This window comes from Streptomyces sp. KM273126, assembly GCF_004337435.2.
GTDB lineage: Bacteria > Actinomycetota > Actinomycetes > Streptomycetales > Streptomycetaceae > Streptomyces > Streptomyces acidicola.
Genome location: NZ_SJXB02000001.1, coordinates 2,996,040 through 3,009,053, shown reverse-complemented (window position 1 = coordinate 3,009,053; position 13,014 = coordinate 2,996,040). Strand labels below are relative to the sequence as shown.

Here is a 13,014-nt window from a genome sequence, read left to right as displayed (position 1 = left end):
TTGGGAGGGCACATGAAGCTCACCGTGTTCGGCGCGACGGGCGGCGTCGGTCAGGAGGTGGTCCGCCAGGCACTCTCCGCGGGCCACCAGGTCACAGCGGTGGTACGGGACCCGGCGCGGCTCACCGTGACGGGTTCCGGGCTGGAGGTGGTCCGCGCGGACCTCACGGCTGCGGAGACGTTGCGCCCCGTGGTGGCGGGCAGGGACGCGGTGCTGTCCGGTCTCGGCGCCCGGTCGCGGAAGGACGCGGGGGTTGCGTCCCGGCTGACGCGTACCGTCCTGGAGGCCATGGACGCCGAGGGCGTACGCCGGATCGTGGTGGTGAGCGCGTTCCCGCTCGCCGAGCCGTCGCCGGGCGCCCCGTTCATCGACCGTGCCGCGCGCTCGGTGCTGTGGACGATCCTGAAGGATGTCTACGAGGACCTGCGGGAGACGGAGGGCGAGCTGTCCCGCAGTGCCGCGGACTGGACGGTGGTACGCCCGCCCCGGCTGACGAACGGCCCTCTGACCGGCACCTACCGCACGGTCATCGGCGGCAACCCGCCCAAGGGCCGGACCCTCTCCCGCGCGGACGTGGCCCACGCGATGCTGACGGCGACCGCCGACCCGGCGACGGTGAAGGAGCCGGTCGGGGTGGCCTACTAGGGGCGGGGCTGGACTTCTACGGGCCGTTCCCGGCTCTAATGGACCGTTGCACCCCGGCCGCCGGCCCTCCGCGGGCCCTCCCTCAGAGGCTGACGCCCACCGTCACGGGCTCGTTGACCAGGGTGATCCCGAAGGCGTCCCGGACGCCGGCGACGACCTCCCGGGCAAGGGCGAGCAGGTCCTCGGTGGTGGCACTGCCGCGGTTGGTGAGGGCCAGCGTGTGCTTGGTGGAGATACGGGCGGGGCCGGTGCCGTACCCCTTGGTGAAGCCCGCCTTGTCGATCAGCCAGGCCGCGGAGGTCTTGGTGTGGCCGTCGCCCGCGGGATAGGCCGGCGGGACGACGCCGTCGCCCAGACGCTCCCGTACGCGCGCGTGGAACGCGGCGAAGTTCTCTTCCGTGAGGATCGGGTTGGTGAAGAACGACCCGGCCGACCAGGTGTCGTGGTCCTCGGGGTCGAGCACCATGCCCTTCCCCGAGCGCAGCTTCAGCACCGCCTCGCGGGCGGCGGCGAGGGGCACGCGGTCACCGGGTCCGACGCCGAGGACCCGGGCGGCCTCGGCGTACTTGATCGGCGCCGACAGCCCGTCCGCGTCCTCCAGTCCGAAACGGACGCGCAGCACGACGTACCGCTCGGGGTCGGCCTTGAAGCGGCTGTGCCGGTACGTGAAGGCGCAGGCGGCGTTCGGGAGGGTGACCGTCTCGCGGGTGACGCGGTCGTAGGCGACCACCTCGGTGATGGTGGAGGCGACCTCCTGGCCGTACGCGCCGACGTTCTGGATCGGCGTCGCGCCCGCCGAGCCGGGGATTCCGGCGAGGCACTCGATGCCCGCGAGTCCGGCCTCGACGGTGCGGGCGACGGCGTCGGTCCACACCTCGCCGGCGGACAGCTCCAGCCGTGTGCCATCGAGCGTGACGCCCTTGGTCGCGATGACGAGCGCGGTTCCCGCGAAGCCTTTGTCGCCGATGACCAGGTTGGATCCGCCGCCGATGAGCAGAAGTGGCGTACCGGAGTCGTCGGCCTCGCGGACGGCGGCGATCACTTCGGCGTCGGTCGTCGCGGTGATCAGCCGGTCCGCGGGACCGCCGAGCCGGAAGGTGGTCAGCGGGGCGAGCGGGGCGTCGTGGAGTTCCTGCACGCGCACAAGGGTACGAGACGGCGCTGGGGCGCCTCCGCGCGCGTATGCACCATCGGGCGTCGCTTCGGCGCGTGTCCCAGGGAGTACGAGTAAGGGGTGCCCATCCAGGTGGGCACCCCTTACTCGTAGAGGCACAGCACTCGTCGAGTGCACGGCTCTAGGCGAGCCGTACGACCGCGCGTGACATGCCGAGCACCTTCTGGCCGTCGCTGGTGACGGTCAGGTCGACGCGAACGGTGTCGTCGTCGAGCTTGGCCGCGACCTTGCCGCTGACCTCGATGGTCGCCCCCTCGTCGTCGTTCGGGACGACGACGGGCCGGGTGAAGCGGACCCCGTACTCCACGACGGCGCCCGGGTCGCCCGCCCAGTCGGTGACCACACGGATCGCCTCGGCCATGGTGAACATGCCGTGCGCGATGACGTCCGGCAGCCCGACCTCCTTGGCGAACTTCTCGTTCCAGTGGATGGGGTTGAAGTCCCCGGAGGCGCCCGCGTACTGCACGAGCGTGGCGCGGGTGACCGGGAAGGTCCGGGCGGGCAGTTCCGTGCCGACCTCGACGTCCGCGTACTGGATCTGTGCCGTCATCGGCTCACGCCTGCCCTTCTGCCGCGTCCTCGGCGTCCGCCGCGCGGGCGACGAGCTTGGTCCAGGCGGTCACCACGTGCTCGCCCGCCTCGTCGTGGACCTCGCCCCGGATGTCCAGGAAGTCGTTGCCGGCCATGGACTTGATCTTCTCGATGGTCGAGGTGACGGTGAGCCGGTCGCCCGCGCACACAGGACGCGTGTACACGAACTTCTGGTCGCCGTGCACGACGCGGCTGTAGTCCAGCCCCAGCTGCGGGTCCTGGATGACCTGTCCCGCGGCCTTGAAGGTGATCGCGAACACGAAGGTCGGCGGAGCGATCACATCGGCGTGGCCGAGCGCCTTGGCGGCGTGCGGGTCCGTGTACGCCGGGTTGGTGTCCCCGACGGCCTCCGCGAACTCGCGGATCTTCTCCCGGCCGACCTCATAGGGATCGGTGGGCGGATAGGTCCGCCCCACGAAGGACTGGTCGAGCGCCATGGGCTCGGCACCTCCTGATGTGTGCTGTGGTTGACCAGTGAACGACGGCTCTCTAGTGCCCTGCTTGATAACGAGCGTTCGCCGCAGTGGCCGAAACGACGCGAGGCCGCCCCCCGTTACGGGGACGGCCTCGTGTACGAGCCTCTTTTATCGCGTTTCGCGGTGCGCGGTGTGCGCGTTGCAACGCGGGCAGTGCTTCTTCATCTCAAGACGGTCCGGGTTGTTACGCCGGTTCTTCTTGGTGATGTAGTTCCGCTCCTTGCACTCCACGCAGGCCAGCGTGATCTTCGGGCGGACGTCGGTGGCAGCCACGTGAGTGCTCCTTGACGAACGGATGGAATGAATTAACGCAAGAAGAGTAGCCGATCGAAGGACCGACCCCGCAATCGGCTACTGTCTGTAGCGGTGACCGGACTTGAACCGGTGACACAGCGATTATGAGCCGCTTGCTCTACCGACTGAGCTACACCGCTGAGATGCGATCGAGCCCCCGCCTCGCGGCGGGAACCTCTCACACCAGAGCCCCAATACGGAATCGAACCGTAGACCTTCTCCTTACCATGGAGACGCTCTGCCGACTGAGCTATTGGGGCGAGCGATGAAGACATTACACGCCTCACCACCGATCGCCCAAATCCGTTTCGAGGCCCCCGCCCCGGCCTGTTCCCGGACGCTTCACCGCCCACTGTCACCCCACGTGTCACGGCCGTGGGGCTGTCCGGAGCCGCCGCCCGTATGGCCCTCGGACCGGGCGGACCAGGCCGTCGGCCACACCGTCGGCCACACCGTGGGACTTTCGCGGACCACACCCGCCGGCACAAACAGGCCGCGCCCGGAATGTGTGCACTGACCACACCGGGAAACGAGCGCGGACCACACCGGTACGACTATTGCGCTCCTCCCTGAAGCCGGCGGTCTGCCGCCCTAGGCTCGACTCACTCTGCGTGATCAGGCGTGACGTCCTCGCGCAGCCGCCCACCCCAGGAGTGCGATGCCCGACAGTCAGCCGCAGCCCTCCCCTTCGTCGTCGAGCTCCTCATCCGGCTCCTCATCCGGCTCCCCGTCGGGCTCTTCGTCGAGCTCCTCGCCGGGCCAGCCCGAGGGAACCGCCCTCCTGTTGTGCGGAGCGCGGCTCACCGACGGCCGGACCGTGGACGTACGGCTGAGCGGCGGGCGGATCGAGGCGGTGGGCACGGCGGGAAGCCTGACGGACGGAGGCAATGGCGGCCCGGGGGCGCACGCCGCCCGCGTGGACCTCTGCGGCTATCTGCTGCTGCCGGCTCCGGCCGAGCCGCACGCACACGGCGACACGGCACTGTCGGCCGACGTCGACGGGCCGGTCTCGTACGACACCGAGGACGTCCAGCGTCGGGCCACCGAGGCGGCCCTGCTGCAGCTCGGGTACGGGGCGACTGCGCTGCGCTCACACGTCCACGTCGGCGACGTACAGGGGCTGGGCGCGCTGGGGGCGATGCTCCAGGCGGGGCGGTCGCTGCGGGGACTGGTCGAACTGACGACGGTGGCGATGCCGCGGCTGCTGACCGGGGTCGCCGGGGCCGACGGGCTCGCGATACTGCGGGACGCGGTGAAAATGGGCGCCTCCGTAGTGGGCGGTCGTCCAGATCTGGACCCGGATCCCACGGGGTACGTGGAGGCGGTCCTGGAGATCGCCTCCGAGCACGGCTGCCCGGTCGACCTGCACGTCGACGGCTCCGATCCCGCGCGGCTCGGCCGGCTGGCGGCGATGGCGGGCGGCCTGCGGCCCGGCGTGACCCTCGGTCCCTGCGGCGGCCTCGGGCGCCTGCCCGCCGAGGCGGCAGCACGGGCGGCGGACCAGCTCGCGGCGGCCGGGATCAGCGTGGTGTGCCTCCCGCAGGGCGGCTGCGGGGGCGCGGACGACCGGGGCACGGCTCCCGTACGGCTGCTGCGCGCGGCCGGTGTACGGGTCGCGGCGGGCAGCGGGTCCCTGCGTGACGTGTCGAACCCGGTGGGGCGCGGCGATCCACTGGAAGCGGCGTATCTGCTGGCCTCGCGCCACGGTCTGCGGGCCGAGGACGCGTACGACACGGTGAGCACGTCGGCCCGGACGGTCCTCGGGCTCCCCGAGGTGCGGGTGGAGGCGGGTTTCCCCTCCGAACTCCTCGCCGTACGGGGCGACCGGCTCGCGGGGGCGCTCTCACTGGCGTACAGCCGGATCGTGGTGCACCGGGGGCGTGTGGTGGCGCGGACGAGCGCGGTCCGCGAGTACTGCAACTCGGCGGCGGCCGCGGCACTGGACCTGCCCAGGCAAGGTCGGGGCGAGCCCTCGTAGGACCTTTGAGGACCGGCCTGTGCGGGAAGTCCCCTGAGCAGTCGGAGCCGTTCCAGGAGCCATGCGGCGGATGGGTCCGGTCGGGCGTACGGTCGAAGACATGCGCATTGTCATCGCTGGAGGTCATGGACAGATCGCGCTACGGCTGGAGCGGCTGCTCGCCGGGCGCGGCGACGAGGTCGCGGGCATCATCCGCCGCCGCGAACAGGGCGAGGACCTGCGGACGGTCGGTGCCGAGCCGGTGCTGTGCGATCTGGAGTCGGCCACGGTCGAACAGGTCGCCGCGCATCTGCAGGGCGCGGACGCGGCGGTCTTCGCGGCGGGTGCGGGTCCGGGCAGCGGGGCGGCCCGCAAGGACACAGTGGACCGCGGCGCGGCGGTGCTGTTCGCGGACGCCGCGGTACGGACGGGCGTGCGCCGCTACATCGTGGTGTCGTCGATGGGTGCCGACGCGAATCACCCCGGCGGCGAGGTCTTCGACGCGTACCTGCGGGCCAAGGGCAAGGCCGACGAGTACGTCCGGGGCCAGAGCGCCCTGGACTGGACGATCCTGCGCCCCGGAGCACTGACGAACGACGCGGGTTCGGGCCTCGTCCGCCTGGAGGCCTCCACCGGCCGCGGCTCCATTACGCGCGACGACGTGGCCGCCGTGCTCGCGGAACTGGTGGACACGTCGGCGACAGCCGGCCTGACCCTCGAACTGATCAGCGGCTCGACACCGGTGTCGGTGGCGGTGAAGTCGGTGGCGGGCAACTGAGGGGCAGATGCGGGAAGGGGAGGGAAGGGGAGGGAAGGGGAGCCCTCGGGCAGCCTCGGACCGTGCCCGACCAAGCCTGACCGGGCCTCAGAAGGCCTCAGAACAGCGGCAGTTGGCCAGGGAATTCGGGAACCACATACCCGTCAAGGGTCGGCTGAGCCGCCCCCACCTCCGCGGACCTGCGCGACCCGGGACACGACACCAGCCCGCCGTTCGCCCCCGGCGGATCATGCCGCGCGAACCGCCCGGCGACCACGGCGATCTCGCGACGACACTCGGGGCACCTTCTGCGACGCGACGACATGCTCTTAGTGTGCCTGGCGGACACGGGAAACCCTCAGCTGCAGGGAGCCGACGCGAACCGGTGCGAACCGCCCGTGCGAGACATCCGCTCGGCCCTACGCGCACGGACTCGGCCCCACGCACAGGAAAACGAAACAAAAAGACCCCTTCCGCGCTGCGTCTCCGCAGTCCGGAAGGGGTCTTCCCCAGTGTGGCGGCGCCAGGATTCGAACCTGGGAAGGCTGAGCCGGCAGATTTACAGTCTGCTCCCTTTGGCCGCTCGGGCACACCGCCGGGGTTGTCGCCATTTGATCCACCTTTCGGCGGCGCTCCTTGGCAACGACGTAAACGATACCTGATGCTCGGGGGTGCTTCGCCACCCGATTGATCTGCGCTCCGAGGGGGCGAGGTGGCTAGGCTTATGCGGATGCGGCCCGGGATCGATGCCGGGCTCGGCGATCGCCCCACGCAGGCCGATTCGCATCCGATTCGCACCCTGATACAAGGAGCCACAGGACATGGCCGACTCCAGTTTCGACATCGTCTCGAAGGTCGAGCGGCAGGAGGTCGACAACGCCCTCAACCAGGCCGCCAAGGAGATCTCGCAGCGCTACGACTTCAAGGGCGTGGGTGCCTCGATCTCGTGGTCCGGCGACAAGATCCTCATGGAGGCGAACTCCGAGGACCGGGTGAAGGCGGTCCTCGACGTCTTCCAGTCCAAGCTGATCAAGCGCGGCATCTCTCTGAAGGCGCTGGACGCGGGCGAGCCTCAGTTGTCCGGCAAGGAGTACAAGATCTTCGCGTCGATCGAGGAGGGCATCACCCAGGAGAACGCCAAGAAGGTGGCGAAGATCATCCGCGACGAGGGCCCCAAGGGCGTGAAGGCCCAGGTGCAGGGTGACGAGCTCCGGGTCAGCTCCAAGAGCCGCGACGACCTCCAGGCCGTGATCGCCCTCCTGAAGGGCCAGGACTTCGAGTTCGCGCTGCAGTTCGTGAACTACCGGTAATTCACTCGGAGTCTCTGGTGAGCAACTGGGGTCTGCAGAGCAGGTGTTGGTGGTTCGCGCTGCCGCAGAGCCGCTCTGGGTGGCCGGCTCGCCCGTGTCGGACACGATGAGGGCCGGTCCGCTGACGCCGGACCGGCCCTCTCGCCTGCTGGCTGCGGGCTCGGGGTCGTCTGATCAGCGGCGCGAGTGGCCGAAGAGTATGCGGTAGGCGATCAGCAGCACGAGGGAGCCGCCGATGGCCGCGGCCCAGGTGGCGCCGTCGTAGAAGTTCTCGTTGATGGGGTGGTCCATCCAACGGGCCGATATCCAGCCGCCGATGAACGCGCCCGCGATGCCGATGAGGGTCGTGCCGATGAAGCCGCCCGGGTCACGCCCCGGCAGCAGGAACTTGGCGATGGCTCCGGCCAACAGCCCCAGAATGATCCAGCTGATGATGCCCATGCCGTGAACCTGCCCTTCCGTTCTGTGCCTGCGCTGTGCTCCTGCTCCGACCGGGCTGTTTTCACACGTGTCGCATCTGTCACTCGCGTTGGCCCGGTCGTAGGTGCCTGGTGCTGGTGGCGCTTCTTCGCCGCGTGTGTCCCGGTGTGACGGTCTCTTGGTGTCCTGTTGTGGTGGAGGACGTCTCGGCGGTGCCTGCCGGTTGCACTGGTCAGTAGGGTGCGGGCCATGGCGCAGTCGGGTTCGGACACCAGCCTGCGGCGGACGCTGGGGGTTGGCGACGCCGTGGTCATCGGCCTGGGATCGATGGTCGGGGCGGGTATCTTCGCCGCCCTGGGCCCGGCGGCGGCCGCGGCCGGGTCGGGGCTCCTCCTGGGTCTCGGGGTGGCCGCCGTGGTCGCCTACTGCAACGCCATGTCGTCGGCACGGCTGGCGGCGGTCTACCCCGCCTCTGGCGGCACGTACGTGTACGGGCGGGAGCGGCTCGGGGACTTCTGGGGGTATCTGGCGGGCTGGTCGTTCGTCGTCGGCAAGACCGCCTCGTGCGCGGCGATGGCGCTCACCGTGGGCTCGTACGTGTGGCCGGGTCAGGCGCACGCCGTGGCCGTCGCAGCCGTGGTGGCGCTGACCGCGGTGAACTACGGCGGCGTCCAGAAGTCCGCCTGGCTGACGCGGGTGATCGTGGCGGTGGTGCTGGCGGTCCTCGCTTCCGTGGTGGCCGTGTGTCTCGGGTCCGGGGAGTCCGATGCCGGTCGGCTGGACATCGGGCTCTCGGCGGGCGCCGGTGGGGTGCTTCAGGCAGCCGGCCTGCTGTTCTTCGCGTTCGCCGGGTACGCCCGGATCGCGACGCTCGGCGAGGAGGTACGGGATCCGGCGCGCACCATCCCGCGTGCGATCCCGCTGGCGCTGGGCATCGCCCTCGTGGTGTACGCGGCCGTGGCTGTCGCCGTCCTCTCCGTGCTGGGGTCCGGTGGGCTCGGGAACGCCTCGGCACCGCTGGCCGACGCGGTCCGGGCCGCCGGGGTCCCGGGGCTCGTTCCCGTGGTACGGGTCGGTGCCGCCGTGGCCGCGCTGGGGTCGCTGCTGGCGCTCATCCTGGGGGTCTCCCGGACGACGCTCGCCATGGCCCGCGACCGGCATCTGCCCGGCGCCCTGGCCGCCGTGCATCCTCGCTTCCAGGTGCCGCACCGGGCGGAACTGGCCGTCGGCGCGGTGGTCGCCGTCCTGGCCGCCACCACCGACGTACGGGGCGCGATCGGTTTCTCCTCCTTCGGTGTGCTCGCGTACTACGCCGTCGCCAACGCGTCGGCCTGGACGCTGAGTCCGGCCCCGATGGCGCGGGTCGTGCCTGTGGTCGGGCTCGTCGGCTGCGTCACGCTCGCGTTCGCGCTGCCCGGGGTGTCGGTGGCCGTGGGTGCAGCCGTCCTGGGCGTGGGGGCGGCCGCGTATGCCGTACGGCGGTGGTGGGGCTCTCAGGGCGGGCAGGACAGGCGGAGCAGGGCTGCGGGGAGCAGGACTGCGGGGAGCAGGACTGCGGGGAGCTGACGGCCGAGGCGGCTCCGCAGAGCGGGCGACACGACACGGTGTCCACGCGGAGTGCGGTGCCGTTGAGAGGAAACCGCGCGGTCACGACGCCTGCGCAGCCTCCGTGCGTATCCGGAACTCGGTCCAAGGGGTCAGGTCCATCCCGTCGTTGGACTCCTCGTACCAGCCTGTGCCGTCGAGCCAGGCGTGCAGCCACTCCGTGAGGGTGGGCCTGTCCACGTACCAGGCGTGGTCAGCCTCGTCGGCGTTCGGCTCGTAGAGCAGCACCGCGCCCTCGGGGGTGCGGCAGTCCACGCACGCGTACATTCCGCAGCCCCAGTGGGATATCGGCAGTACTTCCGCGGGCCAGGGCCACTCGGGGTCCTTGCGGCCGCTCTTGCGGTTGGCGAGGTACTGCGTGACGGCGGCGGGCTCGCCGGCGGGCGGGCTGTCGAGCAGGGGCAACAGGCCGTACTCCGGGCCGAATCCACCGTCGCCTATGCGCAGGTAGAGCGCGGCGAGCAGCGGCGGCAGGGCGAAGCCCAGGGCGGACTCGGCGCGGGTGACTGCCGCCTCCTCCACGGGCGCGGGCAGCGAAGGCCAGCCCCAAGGACGGGTGGTGCGGGCCTTGGCCACCACCCTGTCCAGCAACTGCTCGAACTCGGTCATGGGTTCATGATGCAGGTCGGCACTGACACTCGGGCGGGGCTGTGGATAACTGAGCGGGCGCTCAGGCGAGGTGGATGTCAATGCGCTTCTTGGCAAACAGGGCGAGGACTTCCTCGAAGGTCAGCGGACGGTAATCGGCCCGCGGGGTGACACCGAGGCATGCTCGGGCGACGTGGGCGTGGTGCCAGACGAGAGTGAAGGGCCTGGCGGCTCCCCAGCGGCCCGCGAGGCAGTCGTTCAACGCGGCGTAATTCCTGCCGAAGTACCCGCCCGGTCCGTTCACCGCCTCCCCCATCGCACAGAGGAAACCGGGCTCGTCGGTGACATGGCGGCCGTCCAGGTGATGGGTGCCGCCCGACGGCTCGTCCGGCCGTCCCCGGTCATGGTGCGCCAGGGCGGTGCCGAGCCAGAACTCGCGCTCCTCGCTGCTGCAGGCCGCCCAGAGGTTGGGCTCGGTCGGCCGTCCCCGGTCCCATATCTCCCAGACCTCCTCCGCGGCAGTCGGCGGTCGTTCCGACCAAGGTTCGAGGGTGAGGTCGACCAGGCCTCGCCCGCGGGCGGAGGGAATCCACGCCGTCAGTTCGCCCTCGACGGCGGACTGAATCGTGCGGCCGTGCGCGTCGAGCCTCAGGAGCTTGGCGTGGCCCAGGTCCTCTTCCCCGGAGTTCAGCGCGTGCAGCAGGGCCCCTCGTGGTGAACAGCCGAGCAACCGCACCGGCGGTTCCAGTGGTTCGGGATGCTCCTCGCGGATGTGCGCCAAGTCCTTGCACGTGCCGCGCCGTTCGCGCTCCGCGCCCAGCAGCCGGAAACCGGGAGACAGAGAAGGACGCTGCGGATAGCCGGACGTGTTGTGGACGGACGCGGCACCCTCGACGGTGATGTCCCGCAGCGCCAGGTCGCGCGCGCACGGGCCGTCGCCGAGCACTCTCACGTCCTCCAGGTACCACTCGTGGACCCGCTCGCCCTTCGCGTCGAGGATCTCCAGCACGAGGAAGCCCAGTGGCGCCGACCCCTCGGCACGCGCGTGCGTGACGGCTGCTTCCAGGTCGCCCTCCGGTGTGCAGCCGAGCAGCTCATACGTGCCCCGCTCAGGCGGGCGCGGGTCGGCGAACAGGTCCTCGGCGTCGTCGCACAGCGCCCACGTCTCCTCGTAGTCCTCCTCGCAGTTGAACTCCGCTTCCTGGTCGTACGACAGCAGGACATACGCCGGCCGATCCGCTCCCGTCTCCCTCACCTCCGCGCCGCTCCACCAGCGCTGCGTGAACGGCTGGCTCGTGCGCACGATCTCACGCCCCAGGGGAAGCAACGAGACTGGGAACGCTTGCGGTTGGTGATGCCCCGGAGCATGCCGGTGATCGTGACGCACTGGTCCGTCACGACGCGGAGTGCGGCGATGCCGAACGGGATCGTCTCCGAACGTTCCCGATCATGCGACAAGGTTGTCGCGGTTCCGCCTGAGCGTGTGACCAGCTGATACTTGTCGTAGCAGGCAGTGCCGACGAAGCGACCTGAAAGGGTGTCGATCATGAAGCTGTTCAACCTGCTGTTGAACATCCTGTGGCTGATCTTTTGCGGGATCTGGATGGCCATCGGCTACACGCTCGCCGCGCTGGTGTGCTTCATCCTGATCATCACCATCCCGTTCGGCATCGCGTCGCTGCGTATCGCGGGCTTCGTCCTGTGGCCGTTCGGCCGAACCACGGTAGAGCGGCCCGATGCCGGTGCACCGTCGTTCATCGGCAACGTGATCTGGGTGGTCTTCGCGGGGTGGTGGCTGGCGCTCGGGCATCTGATCACGAGCATCCCGCTGTTCCTGTCGATCATCGGGATCCCGTTCGGGTGGGCCAACCTGAAGCTCATCCCGGTCTCGCTCATGCCGCTGGGGCGTGAGGTGGTATCGACCGATCAGGCGTTCGGCGGACGCTGACGACATGGCCGGGCTGATCATCGCTTGGTCGACGTGGGAGGGATCCGGCCGGCCCGTCAGGTGACTCGTCCTGCAGGACGCGCCGGTCGCCCGTCCCCGGCAGCCGAACACTCGACCGGGCCGGACGGCGACCTGACCCTCGGCTGGGAGGCGGTGCCGGCCGTCAGGCGGCAGGTCGACCAGCCCGATCCCAGTTCTTGTTGGCGGAGGACAGCGTCCGTTCTGCCCACCAACCATGAGCGCGCGTACAGGCTGAGGAGAGGAGGCGGGCGGGGAACAGACCCAAGCCCGGTCACGACGCGCCGGATGACGTTGACGATGTCTTACTGGTGGCGACCTGCCATGTCCTACTGGTGGCGACCCGCCATCTGCTCCAGACGGGCGATGCGCTCCGCCATCGGCGGGTGGGTCGAGAACATCTTGGACAGCCCCTGGCCTGGGCGAAAGGGGTTCGCGATCATCATGTGACTCGCGGTCTCGATGCGCGGCTCCGGGGGCAGCGGAAGCTGCTTGGTGCCTGTTTCGAGCTTGCGCAGGGCGCTTGCGAGCGCCAGGGGGTCGCCGGTCAGCTGGGCGCCGGACGCGTCCGCCTCGTACTCGCGGGAGCGGCTGATGGCGAGTTGGATCAGGGACGCGGCGAGCGGGCCCAGGATCAGGATCAGGATCATGCCGAGGATGCCCGGGCCATCGTCGTCGTCGGAGCGGCCGATGGGGATCAGCCAGGCGAAGTTGACCAGGAACATGATCACCGAGGCAAGGGCGCCCGCCACCGAGGAGATCAGGATGTCGCGGTTGTAGACGTGGCTCAGCTCGTGCCCGATGACACCGCGCAACTCGCGCTCGTCCAGGAGGCGCAGGATGCCGTCGGTGCAGCACACGGCCGCGTTGCGCGGGTTGCGCCCCGTCGCGAACGCGTTGGGCGCGTCCGTCGGGGAGATGTACAGGCGGGGCATGGGCTGGCGGGCCTGGGTGGAGAGTTCGCGGACCATGCGGTAGAGGGCGGGGGCCTCGAACTCGCTCACCGGGCGTGCGCGCATCGCGCGTAGAGCCAGCTTGTCGCTGTTCCAGTACGCGTACGCGTTCGTGCCGATGGCGACGACGAGCGCAACGATGAGGCCCGTACGGCCGAAGAAGCTGCCGATGAGGATGATGAGTGCGGACAGCCCCCCGAGGAGTACGGCGGTCCTGAGCCCGTTGTGCCGGCGGTGCACGGTACGCCCTCCAGGTCGTGCGGCAGGGGAACCCTTGC

At 70.1% G+C, this 13,014-nt stretch carries 15 protein-coding genes and 3 tRNA genes; 6 read left to right on the top strand and 12 right to left on the bottom strand.

Annotation, left to right across the window (positions count from 1 at the left end; translation table 11 throughout):
• Positions 1–12 precede the first annotated feature (12 nt).
• Complete coding sequence (locus E0500_RS12970; protein ID WP_131561425.1) at positions 13–645, top strand: NAD(P)-dependent oxidoreductase; 633 nt, start codon at positions 13–15, stop codon at positions 643–645.
• 82 nt (positions 646–727) lie between these two features.
• Here E0500_RS12970 and E0500_RS12965 read toward each other — a convergent pair whose 3' ends face one another.
• The 6 genes from E0500_RS12965 to E0500_RS12940 all read right to left on the bottom strand — a co-directional run bounded on the left by E0500_RS12965 (position 728) and on the right by E0500_RS12940 (position 3,440).
• Positions 728–1,783 (bottom strand): UDP-N-acetylmuramate dehydrogenase, encoded by a 1,056-nt coding sequence (locus E0500_RS12965; protein WP_131561423.1) that lies wholly within the window; start codon positions 1,781–1,783, stop codon positions 728–730.
• Between the two features lie 157 nt (positions 1,784–1,940).
• Positions 1,941–2,369 carry a MaoC family dehydratase gene (locus E0500_RS12960; protein ID WP_131561421.1) on the bottom strand — a complete coding sequence of 143 codons (429 nt, stop codon included), beginning with the start codon at positions 2,367–2,369 and terminating at the stop codon, positions 1,941–1,943.
• Between the two features lie 4 nt (positions 2,370–2,373).
• Positions 2,374–2,847 (bottom strand): MaoC family dehydratase N-terminal domain-containing protein, encoded by a 474-nt coding sequence (locus E0500_RS12955; RefSeq protein ID WP_131561420.1) that lies wholly within the window; start codon positions 2,845–2,847, stop codon positions 2,374–2,376.
• 147 nt (positions 2,848–2,994) lie between these two features.
• Positions 2,995–3,159 carry a 50S ribosomal protein L33 gene (rpmG, locus tag E0500_RS12950; RefSeq protein ID WP_003948671.1) on the bottom strand — a complete coding sequence of 55 codons (165 nt, stop codon included), beginning with the start codon at positions 3,157–3,159 and terminating at the stop codon, positions 2,995–2,997.
• An 88-nt stretch (positions 3,160–3,247) separates the two neighbouring features.
• Positions 3,248–3,320, bottom strand: a tRNA-Met gene (locus tag E0500_RS12945).
• Positions 3,321–3,367: 47 nt separating this feature from the next.
• Positions 3,368–3,440, bottom strand: a tRNA-Thr gene (locus E0500_RS12940).
• Positions 3,441–3,838: 398 nt separating this feature from the next.
• On the opposite strand from E0500_RS12940, the gene E0500_RS12935 reads away from it, so the two are divergent.
• Together E0500_RS12935 and E0500_RS12930 are read left to right on the top strand one after the other, a co-directional pair.
• Positions 3,839–5,158 (top strand): amidohydrolase family protein, encoded by a 1,320-nt coding sequence (locus E0500_RS12935; RefSeq protein WP_131561418.1) that lies wholly within the window; start codon positions 3,839–3,841, stop codon positions 5,156–5,158.
• Between the two features lie 100 nt (positions 5,159–5,258).
• Positions 5,259–5,915, top strand: coding sequence for an SDR family oxidoreductase (locus tag E0500_RS12930; protein WP_131561416.1), 657 nt, complete (start codon positions 5,259–5,261; stop codon positions 5,913–5,915).
• Positions 5,916–6,012: 97 nt separating this feature from the next.
• On the opposite strand, the gene E0500_RS43800 is transcribed toward E0500_RS12930, so the two are convergent.
• A complete protein-coding gene (locus tag E0500_RS43800) occupies positions 6,013–6,219 on the bottom strand; it encodes a hypothetical protein (RefSeq protein ID WP_131561414.1) in 207 nt (68 codons plus the stop codon).
• A 190-nt stretch (positions 6,220–6,409) separates the two neighbouring features.
• Positions 6,410–6,491 (bottom strand) — tRNA-Tyr (locus tag E0500_RS12925).
• A 224-nt stretch (positions 6,492–6,715) separates the two neighbouring features.
• Between E0500_RS12925 and E0500_RS12920 the strand changes: the two genes are divergently transcribed.
• Positions 6,716–7,204, top strand: a complete 489-nt coding sequence (locus tag E0500_RS12920) for a YajQ family cyclic di-GMP-binding protein (protein WP_131561412.1) — start codon at positions 6,716–6,718, stop codon at positions 7,202–7,204.
• Positions 7,205–7,378: 174 nt separating this feature from the next.
• On the opposite strand, the gene E0500_RS12915 is transcribed toward E0500_RS12920, so the two are convergent.
• Positions 7,379–7,645 (bottom strand): GlsB/YeaQ/YmgE family stress response membrane protein, encoded by a 267-nt coding sequence (locus tag E0500_RS12915; RefSeq protein WP_131561411.1) that lies wholly within the window; start codon positions 7,643–7,645, stop codon positions 7,379–7,381.
• A gap of 228 nt (positions 7,646–7,873) precedes the next feature.
• On the opposite strand from E0500_RS12915, the gene E0500_RS12910 reads away from it, so the two are divergent.
• Entirely contained in the window at positions 7,874–9,190 is a 1,317-nt protein-coding gene (locus tag E0500_RS12910; RefSeq protein ID WP_258572762.1) for an APC family permease, read from the top strand.
• Positions 9,191–9,271: 81 nt separating this feature from the next.
• Here the strand turns inward: E0500_RS12910 and E0500_RS12905 are convergent, their stop codons facing one another.
• Positions 9,272–9,838 (bottom strand): SMI1/KNR4 family protein, encoded by a 567-nt coding sequence (locus E0500_RS12905; RefSeq protein WP_131561409.1) that lies wholly within the window; start codon positions 9,836–9,838, stop codon positions 9,272–9,274.
• Between the two features lie 61 nt (positions 9,839–9,899).
• A complete protein-coding gene (locus E0500_RS12900) occupies positions 9,900–11,120 on the bottom strand; it encodes a barstar family protein (RefSeq protein ID WP_309505042.1) in 1,221 nt (406 codons plus the stop codon).
• A 243-nt stretch (positions 11,121–11,363) separates the two neighbouring features.
• On the opposite strand from E0500_RS12900, the gene E0500_RS12895 reads away from it, so the two are divergent.
• Positions 11,364–11,765 carry a YccF domain-containing protein gene (locus tag E0500_RS12895; protein WP_131561407.1) on the top strand — a complete coding sequence of 134 codons (402 nt, stop codon included), beginning with the start codon at positions 11,364–11,366 and terminating at the stop codon, positions 11,763–11,765.
• 347 nt (positions 11,766–12,112) lie between these two features.
• On the opposite strand, the gene htpX is transcribed toward E0500_RS12895, so the two are convergent.
• A complete protein-coding gene (htpX, locus tag E0500_RS12890) occupies positions 12,113–12,976 on the bottom strand; it encodes a zinc metalloprotease HtpX (protein ID WP_131561405.1) in 864 nt (287 codons plus the stop codon).
• Positions 12,977–13,014 lie beyond the last annotated feature (38 nt).

Excerpts from the sequence above, each read along its gene's own strand:
- E0500_RS12970 (WP_131561425.1), top strand. The coding sequence starts at position 13 with ATGAAGCTCACCGTGTTCGGCGCGACGGGCGGCGTCGGTCAGGAGGTG.
- E0500_RS12960 (WP_131561421.1), bottom strand. The coding sequence starts at position 2,369 with ATGACGGCACAGATCCAGTACGCGGACGTCGAGGTCGGCACGGAACTG.
- E0500_RS12955 (WP_131561420.1), bottom strand. The coding sequence starts at position 2,847 with ATGGCGCTCGACCAGTCCTTCGTGGGGCGGACCTATCCGCCCACCGAT.
- E0500_RS12935 (WP_131561418.1), top strand. The coding sequence starts at position 3,839 with ATGCCCGACAGTCAGCCGCAGCCCTCCCCTTCGTCGTCGAGCTCCTCA.
- E0500_RS12930 (WP_131561416.1), top strand. The coding sequence starts at position 5,259 with ATGCGCATTGTCATCGCTGGAGGTCATGGACAGATCGCGCTACGGCTG.
- E0500_RS43800 (WP_131561414.1), bottom strand. The coding sequence starts at position 6,219 with ATGTCGTCGCGTCGCAGAAGGTGCCCCGAGTGTCGTCGCGAGATCGCC.
- E0500_RS12920 (WP_131561412.1), top strand. The coding sequence starts at position 6,716 with ATGGCCGACTCCAGTTTCGACATCGTCTCGAAGGTCGAGCGGCAGGAG.
- E0500_RS12915 (WP_131561411.1), bottom strand. The coding sequence starts at position 7,645 with ATGGGCATCATCAGCTGGATCATTCTGGGGCTGTTGGCCGGAGCCATC.
- E0500_RS12910 (WP_258572762.1), top strand. The coding sequence starts at position 7,874 with ATGGCGCAGTCGGGTTCGGACACCAGCCTGCGGCGGACGCTGGGGGTT.
- E0500_RS12905 (WP_131561409.1), bottom strand. The coding sequence starts at position 9,838 with ATGACCGAGTTCGAGCAGTTGCTGGACAGGGTGGTGGCCAAGGCCCGC.
- E0500_RS12895 (WP_131561407.1), top strand. The coding sequence starts at position 11,364 with ATGAAGCTGTTCAACCTGCTGTTGAACATCCTGTGGCTGATCTTTTGC.